Below are 16072 nucleotides of genomic sequence, written 5' to 3' on the forward strand. Positions count from 1 at the left end.
TGCCACGCCGCCCCGACCGCGCTGTCCCGCGCCAGTGCTGGAAAATCGGAAAGTGGGCCAATTCACGAAATTTCGTGATTTACGATTTTTCGGGATCGCGTTACGATTTTTCGTGACCTGAGGAGACGCCGTGCCCCCCGCCCCTTCCCTTGCCGCCGCCCATGCCGGCCCGTTCGGCCCGGCCTTCGACGGCGGCATCGAGGCCCAGCTCGCCATCGACCTGGATACGGGCGCCATCGTGGATGCCAACGGCGCGGCGGCCCGGCTCACCGGCCATGACCGAAGCCGCCTCAAGGCCATGCAGATCTTCGACCTGCATCCCGGGCAGGCCTCGGCCCTGGTGGTCTTCACCCAGGCCGTGCAGGCCCACGGCACCTATTGGACACGCTCCCTCTCACCCCGGCGCGCGGACGGCACGGCGCTGCGGGTGGAATGCGCCGGCACCATCGCCAACACGCCGCGCGGCCCCCGCCTCATCCTGACCCTCTGCGACCTGGACGCCCGCGCGCGGCGCGACATCGATGCGGACGCCGAGAGCTTCATGCGCGAGGGCGTCGCCGAATGGCAGCGCGTGGAGCGCGCCTTCCGCGACATCGAGCGGGAGAACCGCCTGCTGCTGGGCGCCGTGGGCGAGGGCATTTACGGCGTGAACACTGAGGGCAAGACCACCTTCGTCAATCCCGCCGCCGAGCAGATCCTGGGCTGGACCGCCGAGGCCATGATCGGCCGGGACATGCACGCCATGGTGCACCATCACCACCCGGACGGCTCCCACTTCCCCCACGAGCAATGCCCCATCTATGCGGCCTTCCGGGACGGGATCGTGCACCGGGTGGACAATGACGTGTTCTGGCACCGCTCGGGCAAGCCGGTCTGGGTGGAATACACTTCCACCCCGCTGCGCGACCGGGGCGTGCTCATCGGCGCCGTGGTGGTGTTCCGGGACGTGACCCAGAAGCGCGAGGCCCACGAGCAATTGCGCCTCGCGCTCGACGAGGTGGACAGCCTGCGCAAGCGGCTGGAACTGGAGAATGCCTATCTCCAGGAGGAGATCCGCGCCGAGACCAGCCATAGCGGCATTATCGGCCGCTCCGCCGCCGTCCAGAAGGTGCTGCGCCAGGTGGAATTGGTGGCCCCCACCGAGGCGACCGTGCTCATCACCGGCGAGAGCGGCACCGGCAAGGAGCTGATCGCGCGCGCCATCCACGAGGCCAGCGAGCGCAACCAGCGCCCGCTGATCCGGGTGAATTGCGCGGCCATCCCGCGCGAATTGTTCGAGAGCGAATTCTTCGGCCATGCCAAGGGGTCGTTCACCGGCGCGCTGCGCGACCGCATCGGCCGGTTCGAGCTGGCCGACCGCGGCACCCTGTTCCTGGACGAGGTGGGGGAAATTCCCCTGGAGCTTCAGAGCAAGCTGCTGCGCGTGCTGCAGGAGGGGCAGTTCGAGCGGGTGGGCGAGGAGCGCACCCGCTCCGTGGACGTGCGCATCATCGCCGCCACCAATCGCGACCTCAGGGCCGAGGTGCATGCCGGGCGCTTCCGCGAGGATCTCTTCTACCGCCTCAACGTGATGCCCGTGGAGTCCGCCCCCTTGCGCGAGCGGCGCGAGGATATCCCCCTGCTGGCGCTCCATTTCCTCGTCTCCCTGCGCAAGCCCGCCCATGGCGCCCTCCAGCTGAGCGAGGGGGATATGCAGCGCCTCGCCGCCTATGACTGGCCGGGCAATGTGCGCGAGCTGCAGAACGTCATGGAGCGGGGCATCATCCTGGCGCGCGGCGGACGGGTGATGATCGACCTGCCCCGCACCGAGCGCCCCGCCCCCGCCCGCTCCGCGCCCGCCCAGCAGCCGGCGGTGGAGACGGAGGACGAGCGGCGGGCGCGCATGAAGGCGAGCATCCTCGCCGCCCTGGAAGCGGCGGGCGGACGGGTCTCCGGCCCCGGCGGGGCGGCGGAGCGGCTCGGCCTGAAGCCCACCACCCTCGCCTCCCGCATGAAGACGCTGGGGATCACGCGCCCGTCCTGAAGCCATGATATTTTTTGCGGAAGGCGTGTCGGAACGCCGGACGCAGGCCCGTCTTCACATCATGGCGGCCACGCTCCGGCGTCGGAACCACGCCGCGCAAGGAGAGGGCACGCTATGGTGGATCAGATCTTCGTCAACCTTCCGGTCGCGGACCTTCCCGTGGCCAAGGCGTTCTGGGAGAAGCTGGGCTTCTCCTTCAATCCCCAGTTCACCAATGACGATGCCGCCTGCCTCGTGCTGGGCGAGCATGCCTTCGTCATGCTGCTCACCAAGCCCTTCTTCTCGGGCTTCACGGACAAGGCCATCCTGGACACCAAGACCCATATCCAGGTGATCAACGCGCTGTCCGTGAAGGACCGCGAAGCGGTGGATGCCATGGTGTCCGCCGCCATCGCCGCCGGAGGCCGCTCCCCGCGCCCGGCGAAGGATTACGGCTTCATGTACCAGCACAGCTTCGAGGACCCGGACGGGCATCTCTGGGAAGTCTTCTTCATGGGCGCCATGCCGCCCCAGACCCCGGCCTGAACGCCGGCCATCCCCTTATCTCACCGGAGACACCCACATGCTCGTCCAGCCCTATCTCTCCCTCGAAGGCCGCGCGGAAGAGGCCATCGAATTCTATGTGCGCACCCTCGGCGCGCAGGTGGAGATGATGATGCGCTTCTCCGAAGCGCCGCCCATGCCGGAAGAACCGGCAGGCTGCGCCATGCCCGAGGGGGCGGCTCCGCCGCCCGCCCACAAGATCCTCCATGCCAGCCTGCGCATCGGCAACAGCGTGGTGATGCTCTCCGACGGCCTGTGCCAGGGCACGGCGGACTTCAAGGGCATGGCCCTCTCGCTCACCGTGGCTGATCTTGCGGAGGCGGAGCGCGTGTTCGCGGCGCTGGCGGAGGGCGGCACCGTGCAGATGCCGCTGGCCGCCACCTTCTTCTCGCCCGCCTTCGGCATGCTGGCTGACCGGTTCGGGCTCGGCTGGATGGTGGTGGTCGCCGCGCCCGCGTGAGGGCGGCGGGGCGTGACTGTCGGTCAACCTAGACCGTCTTCGTCCTGCGCAGATGGATGATCTGGGCGGTCAGGCCGACCACGAGCAGGGCCAGAAGCGTGAGTTGGGCGCCCACCAGAAGCGGGGCGCCCATCTGCGTCACCAGAGGGTGACCGTCCGGAACGCGGCGCAGCGTTTCCGACACGGCGGGCACCATGAGAAGGAAAGCGCTCAGGCTGAGGCACACCGTCTCCACATAGCGCGCCGCGCGCGGCAGGCCGGGAATGCGCCCGACCCCGTATCCAGCGATGAGAACCAGGAGCGTGACCGCGCCGATGACGCCGCTCACCGGCTGATGGGCCACAAGGAACACGGTCACGGCGCCGATGACCATGGAGACAAAATAGACCACGCCCGCCGGGGATCGCGGCACGATGCGCCCGTACCGCGCGAACATGTAGAGCGCGACGGGGATGGCGGGCAGGCTGCCGAGGGTGTGCAGCCAGCCGAGGGGGGAGATGCCGAACATGGGCCTGATCCTTTTCAGGAAGGACGGCAGGATGCGGGGTCCGACGGCAGAGAGGTGACGGCCGACGCATCTACCTACTAGTTGATAGTTAGCCAGGGCATGCGAACACGGACGCGACGGGCCGGCCCCGTCAGCCTTTGGACGTGAGCCGGTCCAACAGAGGACGCAGAATGAGGGGATAGGTTTCAGGCTTGCCGTAAGCGCGGGCCGACAGCATGGCGCCATGGACGGCCGAGAGCAGAATTTCCGCCTCCACCTCCGGCGTATCACGCAGCGTCAGCGCGCCCGCCGCCGCGCCGCGCCGCAAGACCTCCGCCAGCCAGGACGACACGACCTGAAAATGCGCGCGCACCTCCCGCACGATGTCCTCGGGAAGCACCGGCGCCTGACTTGCCAGGAGGGCGTTGATACAGAAAGGGGCGCTCCCATCGGCGATGCAGGCCTGCCAATAGCCCACATAGGCACGCAATTGGTCCGCCGGGGCCGGCACGCTCCGCTCCAGTTGGGCCAGCCCTTCAATCGCGGCCTCGCGATACCGGACGACGAGGGTGCGGACGAGATCCACCTTGCTGGGAAAGTGGTGGTGAATGCTCGCATTGCGAATGCCCACCACCTTGGAGATGTCGGCATAGCTGAAGCCGTTATACCCACCCGCCATGAGGAGCGTGTGCGCGCAGCTCAGTATGGTGTCTGCTGTGGTCGAAGGAGCGCCCATGCGCCTACTTACCTTCTAATAGGTAGGCACACAAGTCCTGATACACCGCTTGCCGCCGCCGCCCGGAAAGACCGGCGCGACGCCCGCGCAATGGGGCGCCGCGACGGCCGGGGCGTGGATGTTCAGGCGATGCCCCCGTGCGAGGGGGCGTCCGCTCAGGAGGCCAGGAGGTTCACCTTGCCGGTGGACAGGTCATAGACCGCGCCCACCACCTGCACCTTTCCGTCCGCCACCATCTTGGAGAGGATGGGGCGGGCGGTCTTCAGCCGCTGCACATTGAGCACCACATTGGCGGCGATGGACGCATCCAGCAGGTTGGCCGGCTTCTGCGCCTTCGCCTTTTCCACCGCCGGCTTGATGGACTTGACCAGGTCCGGCAGGTGGCCGGGCAGCTTGGCATTGTCCTTCAGCACGTTGATGGCCGCGTCCACCGCCCCGCAATTGCTGTGGCCGAGCACCATGATGAGCGGCGTGCCCAGGATTTTCGCACCGAATTCCAGGCTGGCGAGGCCGTCCGTATTCACGAAATTCCCGGCGAGCCGCACCACGAACAGTTCGCCCGGCCCCTCGTCGAAGGCCAGTTCCGGCGCCACGCGGGAATCCGCGCAGCTCAGGATGGCGGCGAACGGAAACTGGGCGGAAGCGCGCGCCGCCCGGCCCGCCGACATGTCCTTCTGGTTGGGCGTGTTCGCCACATAGCGGGCATTGCCCTCCATGAGGCGCTTCAGCGCCGCATCGGGCGCAATGGCATTGGGGGCGGTCTGCGCCACAGCCGGCAGGGTCACCCCGCCGGAAAGCGCCACCGCAGCACCCGCGGCAAGAAAGCCGCGCCGGGACAATCCGAACCCATGATTTTCACACACGGCCGTAGTCCTCACGTCAAAGGAGAAGCCCGCCTGGGCGGATATCGCCCGAAGGTTCAAGGCACCGTATCTTTGGCACGAGGTTGCGGGCGGGAAAACTGGAACTTTACCAGACGCTTCACATTGAGACGGCGCCCCATGAAGCGCCCGGTCGCGCCTCGGCGACCGCCGCAATGGTCACGCCCGGATAATGAGCCGGGCACCTAATTTTCCTCTCAGGCCGTCAGGACGGAAAACCGGCCCGTGGCCAACGTGTAGAGGGCGGGCACCACGGCGAGCTTTCCCGCTTCCAGCGTCGCCCCGATCACCGGCTTGGAGGCCCGCAGCCGGTTCGCATTGATCCGCGCATTGGCCTCCACCGCCGCCGTCAGGAGATCGCTGCCCGTCTGCGTGCCGATCTGCGCGCGGGCCTGCGCCACGGCCGGGCGGAGCGCATCCACGAGGCGCGGCAGGGAGCCGGGAAACGCCACCTTCTCTTCCACCATCTCGATGGCTGCCGCGACCGCGCCGCAGCCGGTATGGCCCATGACCACGATGAGCGGCACGCCGAGCATCTTCACCGCATATTCGAGGCTGGCGACGCCATACTCGTCCACCACATTGCCCGCCACCCGCACCACGAACAGCTCGCCCGGCCGCTGGTCGAAGACCAGCTCGGGCGCCACGCGGGAATCCGCGCAGCTCAGGATGCAGGCGAACGGAAACTGCTTCTTCGCCCGCGCATAGACATCCACCGAGAAGCTTTTCTGGATGGGCCGGTTGCGCACATAGCGCTCATTGCCCTTCCGCAGCTTTTCCAGCGCCGCCAGGGGCGCGATGGCATTGGGCGGCGGCACCGGCTCGCGCAGTTCGGCGCGGGCGAGGCCGCCGCAGAACAGGCTGCCCGCCAGGGCCGCTGCCCCCGTGACCACCGCCCGACGACTGAGCGTCCCGCATCGCGCGCACATGATGTCCCTCCCCCTGGATCAGACGCACCATAGCACCGTCACACCAGCGCCATCAGGCTCGCATTGCCGCCCGCCGCCGCGGTGTTGGTGGAAACCACCTGCTCGTGCAGCAGCCATTCCAGCGGATAGTCGGCCCCCGCCGCCAGTTCACCCGCCGCAAGGCCGTGGACCGCCAGGATGGGGCCTTCCCGCGCGGCGATCTCACCGTCGAGGGTCAGCAGCGCGTCGCTGTCGCCCTCGAACAGAACGGCATCGAACGCCGCGTTCGCCCGCTCTCCCGGCCCGAGCCGCCGGACGCGCCCGGAGAGGGACACGGGCAGGCGCGCCAGGGCGTCTCCCACCGCAGGACCGGCATCCACGAGCGCTGTATTTCCCGTGGCGAGAGCGGTGCCCAGTTGGAGCGCCAGCCCCAGCGGCGTCGCCGCCACGCACAGGACCGTGCCGCGCGCGTGGAGGGAATAGACATTGTCCTCGCCCACCGGGCCGGGCAGGTGCCGCTCCGCCGACCGCGCGCCCCGTTCCGCCAGCGCCCGGCAGCGCGCCGCCGCCGCCGCATCGCCGGACGCCGCCAGATGATCGGCGAGGGCCAGCGCCGCCGGGTCCGCCACGCCGCCTTCGGACGCCACCGGCGGGCGCACGGTCAGCAGGCGGCGCAGATAGAGCGGCCCGCCCGCCTTCGGCCCGGTGCCGGAGAGGTTCATGCCGCCGAAGGGCTGCACGCCCACCACCGCGCCGATGAGGTTGCGGTTCACATAGAGATTGCCCGCCGCGATGCGCGCGGACACGTCCGCGATGGTCTCGTTTATGCGGGTATGAAGCCCGAAGGTCAGGCCGTAGCCGGTGGCGTTGAGCGCATCCACCAGCGCGTCCCGCTCGGCCCGGGCATAGCGCACCACATGGAGCACGGGGCCGAACACCTCCCGCTTCAGTTCGCCGACATGGCCGATCTCGATGAGGGTGGGCGGCACGAAGGTGCCGTGGCGGGCGGCCTCCGGCAAAGCGGCCTGCGTCACCCCGTGGCCCTTCTGCGCCATGGCCGCCACATGGGCGAGGATGGTGTCCCGCGCCTCGCCGCTGATGATCGGCCCCACATCGGTGGACAGGTATGCGGGATCGCCCACCCGCATTTCCGCCAGGGCCCCCTTCAGCATGGCGAGGGTGCGTTCCGCCGTCTCCTCCTGCAGGCACAGGATGCGCAGGGCCGAGCAGCGCTGCCCGGCGGAATCGAAGGCGGAGGCGAGCACATCCGCCACCACCTGCTCGGGCAGAGCGGAGGAATCCACCACCAGCGCATTCTGCCCGCCGGTCTCGGCCACCAGCGGAACCGGGCACCCGTCCGGCCCCAGGCGCGCTGCGAGGGTCCGGCGGATGAGCCGCGCCACCTCCGTGGAGCCGGTGAACAGAACGCCGCACACGCCCGGCTCCGCCACCAAGGCGGCGCCCACCGCGCCGTCGCCGGGCAGCAGCGCGAGGGCGCCGGGCGGCAGGCCCGCCGCCTGCAAGATCTCCACGGCGGCGGCGGCGATGAGCGGCGTCTCCTCGGCGGGCTTGGCGATCACCGGGTTTCCGGCAGCGAGCGCTGCGGCCACCTGCCCCGTGAAGATGGCGAGGGGGAAATTCCAGGGGCTGATGCAGACCACCGGGCCGAGGGGTCGGTGCGTGTCATTGTCGAAGGTTTCCGCCTGCCCGGCATAATAGCGCAGGAAATCCACCGCCTCGCGCACCTCGCCCACCGCATTGGGGAGCGTCTTGCCCGCCTCGCGCACGATGAGCCCCAGCAAGGCGGGCATGCGCGCTTCCAGCAAATCGGCGGCGCGACGCAGGCAGGCGGCCCGCTCCGTGGGGGGCGTGGCGGACCATGTGGCACCCAGCGTTTGCGCCTCGCGCACGGCTTCCGCCGCAAGCTCCGGCGCCGCCTCGGTGACGCGACCCACCTCGTCCCGCAAGTCGGCGGGATTGCGCACCGCCCGCCCCTCTTCCGGCCGGGGACCGCCCGCGAGCACCGGCGCCGCATGCACGGGATCGCGCGCGGTTGAGAGAAGCGAGACCGCGAGCGAGGCAAGGCGCTGCTCGCTGGAAAAATCCAGCCCTTCCGAATTCAGCCGCCCGTCCGGGAACAGGTGGCGCGGCAGGCGAATGTGCGGATGGGGCGCGCCCATGGGCGTGAGCGCGGCGGCCTCGGCCACCGGGTCCGCCACCAGCGCGTCCAGCGGCACGGCGGCGTCCGCGATGCGGTGCACGAAGGAGGAATTGGCGCCGTTCTCCAACAGGCGGCGCACCAGATAGGCCAGCAGCGTCTCGTGGCTGCCCACCGGGGCATAGATGCGGCACGGCCGGTTCAGCTTCTCGCGGCCCACCACCTCCTCATAGAGCGGCTCGCCCATGCCGTGGAGGCACTGGAACTCGTACTGGCCGGGATAATAATCCGGCCCCGCCGCCGTGATGATGGCGGACAGGGTCTGCGCATTGTGGGTGGCGAACTGAGGGAAGACCGCGTCCGGCGCCGCCAGCAACCGCCGGGCGCAGGCGAGATAGGCGACATCCGTGTGCAGCTTGCGGGTATAGACCGGGAAGCCCTCCAGCCCGTCCACCTGCGCGCGCTTGATCTCCGAATCCCAATAGGCCCCCTTCACGAGGCGCACCATGATGCGGCGGCGGGCGCGGCGGGCGAGATCGATCACGAAGTCGATCACGAAGGGCGCGCGCTTCTGATAGGCCTGGATGACGAAGCCGAGGCCGTTCCAGTCGGCAAGCGCGGGGTCGAGGGCCAGCGCCTCCAAGAGGTCCAGCGACAAATCGAGCCGGTCCGCCTCCTCGGCATCGATGTTGAAGCCGATATCGTGGCTCCTGGCGATGCGCGCCAAGGCGGCGGCGCGGGGCAGCAATTCCGCCAGCACGCGCTCGCGCTGGCCGCGCTGATAGCGGGGATGGAGCGCGGACAGCTTGATGGAGATGCCCGGCCCCTCATAGATGCCGCGCCGGGCCGCCGCCTTGCCGATGGCATGGGCGGCCTGCTCATAGGCAGCAAAATAGCGCTGCGCGTCGGCCTCGGTCACCGCCGCCTCGCCCAGCATGTCGTAGGAATGGCGGAAGCCCTTGGCTTCCATGCGCCGGGCGTTGGCCAGCGCCTCGGCGATGGTCTGGCCGGTCACGAACTGCTCGCCCATCATGCGCATGGCGATGTCCACGCCCGCGCGGATCACCGGCTCCCCGCTGCGCCCCACCAGCCGGGTGAGCGCGGCGGTGAGCCCCGTCTCGCTGGAGGTGGCGGTGAGCGCGCCGGTGACGAGAAGCCCCCAGGTGGCGGCATTCACGAACACGGAGCGGCTCTGGCCGAGATGGGCCGCCCAGTCGCCCTTGCCCACCTTGTCGCGGATCAGCGCGTCGCGTGTCGCCCGGTCGGGAATGCGCAGCAGCGCCTCCGCGAGGCACATGAGCGCCACCCCCTCCTGGCTGGAGAGGTCATATTCGCGGATCAGCGCCTCCACCGCGCCGCGCCCCGCCTTGTCGCGCACCGCCTGCGCCAGATCGCGGGCGCGGGCCGTGGTCTCCGGCCCGGCAAGGCCCGCTTCGGCCACCAGAGGCGGCACGCATTGCTCTTCCGGCAGGCGATAGGCGGAGGTGATGCGCCCGCGCAGCAGGCTTTCCGGCTGCACCGAGCGGGCGAAATCCAGGAACGGCATGGCGGGCGGGGCGGCGGCCAGCAGATGGGCAAGGCTGGCATCGGGCTGGGAGAGGTCGGCACCGCCGCCCGCCTCCAGCGTGTCGAGCAGAGAGAGGATGGCCTGCTTGGCGAGCCAGTGCGGCGTGCGCCCATGCCGCTCCGCCGCCACCCGCAGCCGCTCGCGCAGCGCCTCGTCAACCTTCACGCCAATGGTGGTTGCCATATCAAGCCCTCCCGGTTGCACCTTTCTTATCAGAGAAGGACAACCCGTAAAGGGCCGGACACTCGATACCGCCGTGCGCGCCCTGTCGGAACTTTTGTCCCCCGCGGCGCATTGTGGCGGGCACGGAGCCCGACCCATCCCGAACCCGCATGAAACCTGAATCAAACTTGGGCTGCGCCGCATATTGCGTGCCGCAATTCCATGCTATCGGGCTTTCGCCAGACTATCCCGCCCAGCGGAGAGGCCGTTCATGTTCCCGACGCCGAAGCCGTCCCTCGTGCCGAACACCTATGCGTATGAGTCCGAGCCCATGGTGAAGCCCACGGGCTTCCGGGAATATGACGCGCGCTGGCTGTTCCAGAAGGAAATCAACCTGATGGGCATTCAGGCGCTGGGCATGGGCCTCGGCACCTTGATGCATGAGATGAAGGTGCGCCCGGAGATCGTCACCGGCCACGACTTCCGGGGCTATTCCGCCTCCATCAAATATGCCCTCGCCTCCGGCCTCATGGCGGCGGGCATCAAGGTGCACGATATCGGCCTCGCCATGTCGCCCATGGCCTATTTCGCCCAGTTCGCGCTGGACGTGCCCGCCGTGGCCATGGTCACCGCCTCCCATAACGACAATGGCTGGACCGGCGTGAAGATGGGCGTGAACCGCCCCCTCACCTTCGGCCCCGACGAGATGACCCGCCTGAAGGACATCGTGCTCGGCGCGAAGTTCGACCTGCGCGGCGGCGGCGCCTATGTGTTCGTGGAGGATTTCCCCGCCACCTACTTCAAGGACCTCACCGACCGGCCCAAGCTGAAGCACCCCATCAAGGTGGTGTGCGCCTGCGGCAACGGCACGGCCGGCGCCTTCGCGCCCCAGGTGCTGGAAGCGCTGGGCTGCGAGGTGATCCCGCTGGACACCGACCTCGACCATTCCTTCCCCAAGTACAATCCCAATCCCGAGGACATGGAGATGCTCCATGCCATGCGCGACGCGGTGCTCGCCCACAAGGCGGACGTGGCGCTGGGCTTCGACGGCGACGGCGACCGCTGCGGCGTGGTGGATGACGAGGGCGAGGAGATCTTCGCCGACAAGATGGGCGTGATGCTCGCCCGCGACCTCGCCAAGCTCCATCCCGGCGCCACCTTCGTGGTGGACGTGAAGTCCACGGGCCTGTTTGCCACCGACCCCGAGCTGATCAAGCTGGGCGTGAAGGCGGACTATTGGAAGACCGGCCATTCCTACATGAAGCGCCGGGTGAACGAGACCGGCGCGCTGGTGGGCTTCGAGAAGTCCGGCCACTATTTCTTCAACGCCCCCGTGGGGCGCGGCTATGATGACGGCCTCGTCTCCGCCATCGCCATATTGGACATGCTGGACCGCAACCCCGGCAAGAAGCTCTCGCAGCTGCGGCAGGCTTTGCCCAAGACCTGGTCCTCGCCCACCATGTCGCCCCACTGCCCGGACGAGGCCAAGTACGGCATCGTCGCGCAGGTGGTGAAGCATTTCGAGGATCTGGCGGCGCAGGGCGCACTGGTGACCGGCCAGAAGATCCGCGACCTCGTCACCGTGAACGGCGTGCGTGTCACCACGGAGGACGGCTCCTGGGGCCTGGTGCGCGCCTCCTCCAACAAGCCGGAACTGGTGGTGGTGGTGGAGAGCCCGGTCTCGGAAGGCCGCATGCGCGAGATGTTCGAGGCCATGGACAGCGTGCTGCGCACCTTCCCCGAGGTCGGCGAATACAACCAGAAGATCTGATCGAGGGCGCACCTGGAAACGGGTGCGCCTTTCATCCCGGCCGGACCGCGCGAGAGAGAGACGCGCCATGGGCGGGCGCGCCCCGCCTGCCCGTCACATCGGCGTTGCCGGACTTTCAGGATGCCGGACTCGGAGAAACCGGCCCGGGACGATCCCCGGCATCGAAGCCGCCGGCGGCCGGCGATCCGCCGCCTTCGCGCACCCATACGGCCTGTTCAGGAGCCCCAGCCCGTGGCATCGGCTCCGCTCTCGGCACCAATACGGCTTTCCGAAACCAATAATTCCGAATAGACCGGCGGCGTCCATGGCAGACGTGCGATCGGGCCATTTTGCGCTTGAGCATCGTTCGGCCTCTGACGACCAGAATCTATTGATCCGACAGAGTCTGAAGGATGGATCGACACTGGTGTAGACGCCATTGAACCGACAACCTCAACCATCGCGCAGAGAATTCATTTGCCAGGGAAGTGATATATTTTAGATACAGGCAAAAATTGCAACCTATGAATTGACACGCAAATTCCCCTCCGTCAACCTGCCGCTCGGCCGCCAGAGGTACAACAGTAGATCGGAGGGGCTGATGGAAGAGGATTGGTACCTGGGGGAAATTCGCCTTTTTCCTTATGCCGACGATTGGGCTCCGTCGGGCTGGCTGCCCTGCGAGGGGCAATTGCTGGGCATCTATTCATACCAAGCCCTCTTCTCCCTGATCGGCACCACCTATGGCGGCGACGGGCGGAGCACATTCAAGCTCCCGGACCTGCGCGGACGCACGCCCCTCGGCTTGGGCCAGCTCACCACGGCCGCGGGCGCGGGCGACACCTATGCCCTCGGCCAGTCCGGCGGCGTGGAGCGGGTCCGGCTCGCCGCGCGGGAACTGCCGGTCCATAGCCACGGGGTGCGGGCGGTGCGCAGCGCCGGGGCCACCGGAAATCCCACCGACGCCTTCTTCGCCATGCCGAAAGCGCCCGGCTCCACCGGCACGACCAAGCCGCTCTTCCAGACGGGAGCCGGGGACCTCGTCTCCCTGGACCCGAACGTCGTGACCCCCGCCGGCCATGTGGATCCCCTCGACCCGGAGGGACGGGCGGCGGCGCACGACAACGTGCAGCCCTTCCTCGTGCTGGGATATTTCATCGCCACCACCGGCCTCTATCCGGAGGGATGAGCCACCATGGCCTATATCGGACAGATCATCCTCTATGCGGGCAACGTGGTGCCCAGAGACTGGGCGCCGTGCGATGGCAGGATCCTTCCCATCCAATACTATCAGGCGCTCTACGCTCTGCTGGGGAACCGCTTCGGCGGCGATGGCAGGACGACCTTCGCCCTGCCCGACCTGCGCGGCCGGGTGGCGGTGGGCCGCGCCGCCCAGAGCCGCGGGGACGATGTCATTCCCGCCACCGTCGGCGCGACGGGGGGAAACGACACCGTCGCCCTCGTGAGCGATCAGATGCCCCGGCATAACCATGCCTTCCAGGCCAGCACCGCCGTGCAGACCACGCCGACCGCCCCTCCCGGCGCGGTGGCGGCCGCGGTGCCGAACCATGCCTATTTCTATCTCGAGCCTCCGGCCACCGGAACGACCCTGGCCCTCCTCAGGGGCTCCGCCGTGCGGGAGGTGGGGGACAACACCCCGCACAACAACCTCATGCCGTGCCTTGGCCTGTCCTACCTCATCTGCCTGTCCGGCGATTTTCCCTCCCCCAATTTCGAGATGAAGTGAGGTTCGCCATGATCTCCGATGCCTTCGTCGGTGAAATCAGGTTTTTTCCCTACAGGCACAAATCGCCGGACGGCTGGCTGCCCTGCAACGGGCAGGTCCTGTCCATCGCGCAGTACCAGACCCTCTACTCGGTCATCGGCACCGCCTTCACGAATTTCTCCAGCCCGAGCACCTTCGCCATACCGGACCTGCGGGGGCGCGCGCCCATCGGCGCGGGAGCGGCCCAGGGCGCCATGCCGGTCGCGCGGGGGGACCGCCTGGGCACGGAGCGGGTCACCCTCGACCCCTCCGAACTGCCGGCGCACGCCCATTCCATCGGCACGCGGGGGATCAGCTACACCTCGCATCAGAGCGCGTTCAAGTCCGCCCCCACCGCCACGTCATGGCCCGGCCGCTATCTGGACAACACCACCGGCGCCATCGCGGTGGTCAACGCCTATCTGGTCGCGCCGGAATTCGAGACCGAGACCATGGACCCACGCACGCTCGCCGAAACCGGCGGCTCGCAGGCCCATGAGAACCGTCAGCCCTACCTCGCCCTGGCGCCGTATATCTGCGTCAGCGGCAATTATCCCTTCGCCGAGGACGCGCCGCCGGAGATCTGATGGGGACGGCTCCTGTCGTGATGGCGGTCGATCGCACGTCAGGAGGCATTCGCCGGCGGACCACCCCATCGTATAGGAGTGGTCGCCACAGCGGGGCGCTCGCCATCCGGCGCCGCCTTGCCCTTTCGACGGATATCCCCATGCCCGCCACGCCCGCCGCCCTGCTCGCCTTCCTTCAGGACAACGGCATCGCGGCGACCACCTACGACCATGCCCCGCTGCACACGGTCGCGGAGTCCAAGCTGCTGCGGGGCGACATCCCCGGCGCGCACACCAAGAATTTGTTCCTGCGGGACTCGAAGAAGAACTACTTCCTCGTCACCCTCGGCGAGGAGACGCCGGTGGACCTGAAGGCCCTGCGCCCGCTCATCGGGGCCAAGGGCGGGCTGTCCTTCGGCTCGGCCGAAGCGCTGTTCGAGAAGCTGGGCGTGCTGCCCGGCTCGGTGACGCTGCTGGCCGCCCTGAACGACCACAATCACGCGGTGACGGTGGTGATCGAGGCGGCGCTGCTGGCCGCGCCGCTGGTGAACTGCCATCCGCTCACCAATGAGAAGACCACCGCCCTCACGCCGGACGCGCTGCTCGCCTTCCTGGCGCTGACCGGGCACACGCCCCAGCGCCTCACGCTCGACGCCGCGCCGCAGACGGCGTGAGCGAGAGCGTTTCAGCTTTTCACGGAAATGCTGAAACGCTCACTCTCTTTGTTTTTCCGCGTTTCCGTCACGCGAACCGCTTCACACTTCGCTCGAAAACGCTATGCGGCGCGAGCTATTCCGCCTTCTCATGGGCGAGGCGGTGCTCGTTCACCGCCTGGGTGATGCGGCGGCGGATGGGCCAGGTGGCGAGGCCCACCAGCATCACCAGAAGGATGCCGCCCACCACGCCCCACATGCGCGCCGTGCCCTCGGCGGGATCCACATGGGGAATGGGCTCCTGCACGAAGATCAGCAGGAAGCAGATGCCCGCCTGAACGCCGGTATAGGAGACGATGCTGCCGCCGTGGCAGACCTGGGTGAACAGGAACAGCCCCAGAGTGAGGAAGGCGAGCCACGGCAGGTAGCCCGCATCCCCCACCAGCGCCACGCCCGAGAGCCCCACAATGGCCCCGAGCGCGCAGCCCACGATGCGGTTGAGCGACTTCCAGCCGATGCCCTCGCGGGCCGCGCTCACCACGATGAAGGCGGTGATGGGCGTCTGGTCGAAGCCCGGCAGGTGGAACACGGTCCAGATGAGCGGCACCAGGGTCACCGCGATGCCCACCGTGAGGGCATGGCCGATGAAGGCGGGATCCACCGGGCCGAACAGCGGCTTCAAGGGCTTGCGGACCGACTGGCGGCGCGAGGTGAGATAGTCCACCAGCGTGGCGATGGTCACGCCCAGGCACACCTCCGCGCCGCGCATGAGGATGGTGTGGGTGATCGGGTTTTCCGACGCCATGGCGTGATAGGTCATGAGCGGCACGGTGAAGCCCACCAGGATGAAGGCGTAGCTGTAGCGCGTGATGGCCTGGGCATAGACGGCGAACGCGCTGGCGAGCCCCGTGGCCACCCAGACCAGGGCCGCATTCTTCCCGTCCATCATGATGGCATAGGAGATGATGCCGCCGAGCACCGTGCCGGCGATGCGCTCCAGGCCCCGGCGCAAGGTGGCGTTCCTGTCGTTCTGGAACACGCGCAGCACGCTGATGGCGGCCCAGACCGGCATTTCGAGGCCCAGCATATGGGCGATGAGGATGGAGGCCACGATGGCGAGCGTCACGCGCCCGGCCACCAGCCCCCGCTCGCCCCACAGGGTGAAGGCCTTCAGATCCTCCCAGACGGAGCGCTCGAACCGCTCCACGGCGCGCAGCGGCGCCTCCAGAAGCTGCGCCGCCCCTTCGAGCGCCGCCTCCTCCAGGTCCGCCAGTCCGTCCCGCTTCTCCCGATCCTGCCCGTTTGTATCCAGCCCCTGCCCGGCCCCGCACCGCCCGGTCATTTCAAACTCCCCTTTCGCCCCAAAGCGATGATGCCGTTCGTCATCTTCTCATGCTATCGATTTCGGAGTCG

Annotated in this window: 14 protein-coding genes; 8 read left to right on the top strand and 6 right to left on the bottom strand. The window is 68.3% G+C overall.

Translation table 11 applies throughout. From position 1 onward, the window contains the following. Positions 1-130: 130 nt before the first annotated feature. The 3 genes from EJJ38_RS17215 to EJJ38_RS17225 all read left to right on the top strand — a co-directional run bounded on the left by EJJ38_RS17215 (position 131) and on the right by EJJ38_RS17225 (position 3026). Entirely contained in the window at positions 131-2023 is a 1893-nt protein-coding gene (locus EJJ38_RS17215) for a sigma 54-interacting transcriptional regulator (RefSeq protein ID WP_127091471.1), read from the top strand. Between the two features lie 114 nt (positions 2024-2137). Further along, positions 2138-2548 carry a VOC family protein gene (locus tag EJJ38_RS17220; protein WP_127091473.1) on the top strand — a complete coding sequence of 137 codons (411 nt, stop codon included), beginning with the start codon at positions 2138-2140 and terminating at the stop codon, positions 2546-2548. Positions 2549-2585: 37 nt separating this feature from the next. Continuing rightward, the gene (locus EJJ38_RS17225) at positions 2586-3026 is read left to right on the top strand and encodes a VOC family protein (RefSeq protein ID WP_127091475.1); all 441 of its coding nucleotides are present in this window, start codon (positions 2586-2588) and stop codon (positions 3024-3026) included. A 28-nt stretch (positions 3027-3054) separates the two neighbouring features. Here EJJ38_RS17225 and EJJ38_RS17230 read toward each other — a convergent pair whose 3' ends face one another. The 5 genes from EJJ38_RS17230 to putA form a co-directional block, all read right to left on the bottom strand. Continuing rightward, complete coding sequence (locus tag EJJ38_RS17230) at positions 3055-3534, bottom strand: hypothetical protein (protein ID WP_127091477.1); 480 nt, start codon at positions 3532-3534, stop codon at positions 3055-3057. A 130-nt stretch (positions 3535-3664) separates the two neighbouring features. After that, the gene (locus EJJ38_RS17235; protein ID WP_127091479.1) at positions 3665-4249 is read right to left on the bottom strand and encodes a TetR/AcrR family transcriptional regulator; all 585 of its coding nucleotides are present in this window, start codon (positions 4247-4249) and stop codon (positions 3665-3667) included. A gap of 155 nt (positions 4250-4404) precedes the next feature. After that, entirely contained in the window at positions 4405-5112 is a 708-nt protein-coding gene (locus EJJ38_RS17240) for a carbonic anhydrase (RefSeq protein WP_127091481.1), read from the bottom strand. 215 nt (positions 5113-5327) lie between these two features. Then, the gene (locus EJJ38_RS17245; RefSeq protein WP_127091483.1) at positions 5328-6059 is read right to left on the bottom strand and encodes a carbonic anhydrase; all 732 of its coding nucleotides are present in this window, start codon (positions 6057-6059) and stop codon (positions 5328-5330) included. 38 nt (positions 6060-6097) lie between these two features. Next, complete coding sequence (putA, locus tag EJJ38_RS17250; protein WP_127091485.1) at positions 6098-9946, bottom strand: trifunctional transcriptional regulator/proline dehydrogenase/L-glutamate gamma-semialdehyde dehydrogenase; 3849 nt, start codon at positions 9944-9946, stop codon at positions 6098-6100. A gap of 250 nt (positions 9947-10196) precedes the next feature. On the opposite strand from putA, the gene EJJ38_RS17255 reads away from it, so the two are divergent. The 5 genes from EJJ38_RS17255 to EJJ38_RS17275 all read left to right on the top strand — a co-directional run bounded on the left by EJJ38_RS17255 (position 10197) and on the right by EJJ38_RS17275 (position 14680). Next, positions 10197-11696: a phosphomannomutase/phosphoglucomutase gene (locus EJJ38_RS17255; protein ID WP_127091487.1), complete on the top strand. Its 1500-nt coding sequence runs from the start codon at positions 10197-10199 to the stop codon at positions 11694-11696. Positions 11697-12276: 580 nt separating this feature from the next. Then, complete coding sequence (locus EJJ38_RS17260; protein ID WP_205666203.1) at positions 12277-12864, top strand: phage tail protein; 588 nt, start codon at positions 12277-12279, stop codon at positions 12862-12864. A 6-nt stretch (positions 12865-12870) separates the two neighbouring features. Continuing rightward, positions 12871-13422 carry a phage tail protein gene (locus tag EJJ38_RS17265; protein WP_127091489.1) on the top strand — a complete coding sequence of 184 codons (552 nt, stop codon included), beginning with the start codon at positions 12871-12873 and terminating at the stop codon, positions 13420-13422. A gap of 8 nt (positions 13423-13430) precedes the next feature. Continuing rightward, entirely contained in the window at positions 13431-14027 is a 597-nt protein-coding gene (locus EJJ38_RS17270) for a phage tail protein (RefSeq protein ID WP_127091491.1), read from the top strand. A 140-nt stretch (positions 14028-14167) separates the two neighbouring features. Beyond that, positions 14168-14680, top strand: coding sequence for a prolyl-tRNA synthetase associated domain-containing protein (locus tag EJJ38_RS17275; protein ID WP_127091493.1), 513 nt, complete (start codon positions 14168-14170; stop codon positions 14678-14680). A 115-nt stretch (positions 14681-14795) separates the two neighbouring features. On the opposite strand, the gene EJJ38_RS17280 is transcribed toward EJJ38_RS17275, so the two are convergent. Next, positions 14796-16001, bottom strand: a complete 1206-nt coding sequence (locus EJJ38_RS17280) for an FUSC family protein (protein ID WP_127091495.1) — start codon at positions 15999-16001, stop codon at positions 14796-14798. Positions 16002-16072 lie beyond the last annotated feature (71 nt).

Source organism: Aquabacter cavernae (assembly GCF_003993795.1).
Lineage (GTDB): Bacteria > Pseudomonadota > Alphaproteobacteria > Rhizobiales > Xanthobacteraceae > Aquabacter > Aquabacter cavernae.

Bases quoted from the DNA above. Each gene is read 5' to 3' on its own strand.
- EJJ38_RS17220 (WP_127091473.1), top strand. From the start codon at position 2,138: ATGGTGGATCAGATCTTCGTCAACCTTCCGGTCGCGGACCTTCCCGTG.
- EJJ38_RS17225 (WP_127091475.1), top strand. From the start codon at position 2,586: ATGCTCGTCCAGCCCTATCTCTCCCTCGAAGGCCGCGCGGAAGAGGCC.
- EJJ38_RS17230 (WP_127091477.1), bottom strand. From the start codon at position 3,534: ATGTTCGGCATCTCCCCCCTCGGCTGGCTGCACACCCTCGGCAGCCTG.
- EJJ38_RS17235 (WP_127091479.1), bottom strand. From the start codon at position 4,249: ATGGGCGCTCCTTCGACCACAGCAGACACCATACTGAGCTGCGCGCAC.
- EJJ38_RS17245 (WP_127091483.1), bottom strand. From the start codon at position 6,059: ATGTGCGCGCGATGCGGGACGCTCAGTCGTCGGGCGGTGGTCACGGGG.
- putA (WP_127091485.1), bottom strand. From the start codon at position 9,946: ATGGCAACCACCATTGGCGTGAAGGTTGACGAGGCGCTGCGCGAGCGG.
- EJJ38_RS17255 (WP_127091487.1), top strand. From the start codon at position 10,197: ATGTTCCCGACGCCGAAGCCGTCCCTCGTGCCGAACACCTATGCGTAT.
- EJJ38_RS17260 (WP_205666203.1), top strand. From the start codon at position 12,277: ATGGAAGAGGATTGGTACCTGGGGGAAATTCGCCTTTTTCCTTATGCC.
- EJJ38_RS17265 (WP_127091489.1), top strand. From the start codon at position 12,871: ATGGCCTATATCGGACAGATCATCCTCTATGCGGGCAACGTGGTGCCC.
- EJJ38_RS17270 (WP_127091491.1), top strand. From the start codon at position 13,431: ATGATCTCCGATGCCTTCGTCGGTGAAATCAGGTTTTTTCCCTACAGG.
- EJJ38_RS17275 (WP_127091493.1), top strand. From the start codon at position 14,168: ATGCCCGCCACGCCCGCCGCCCTGCTCGCCTTCCTTCAGGACAACGGC.
- EJJ38_RS17280 (WP_127091495.1), bottom strand. From the start codon at position 16,001: ATGACCGGGCGGTGCGGGGCCGGGCAGGGGCTGGATACAAACGGGCAG.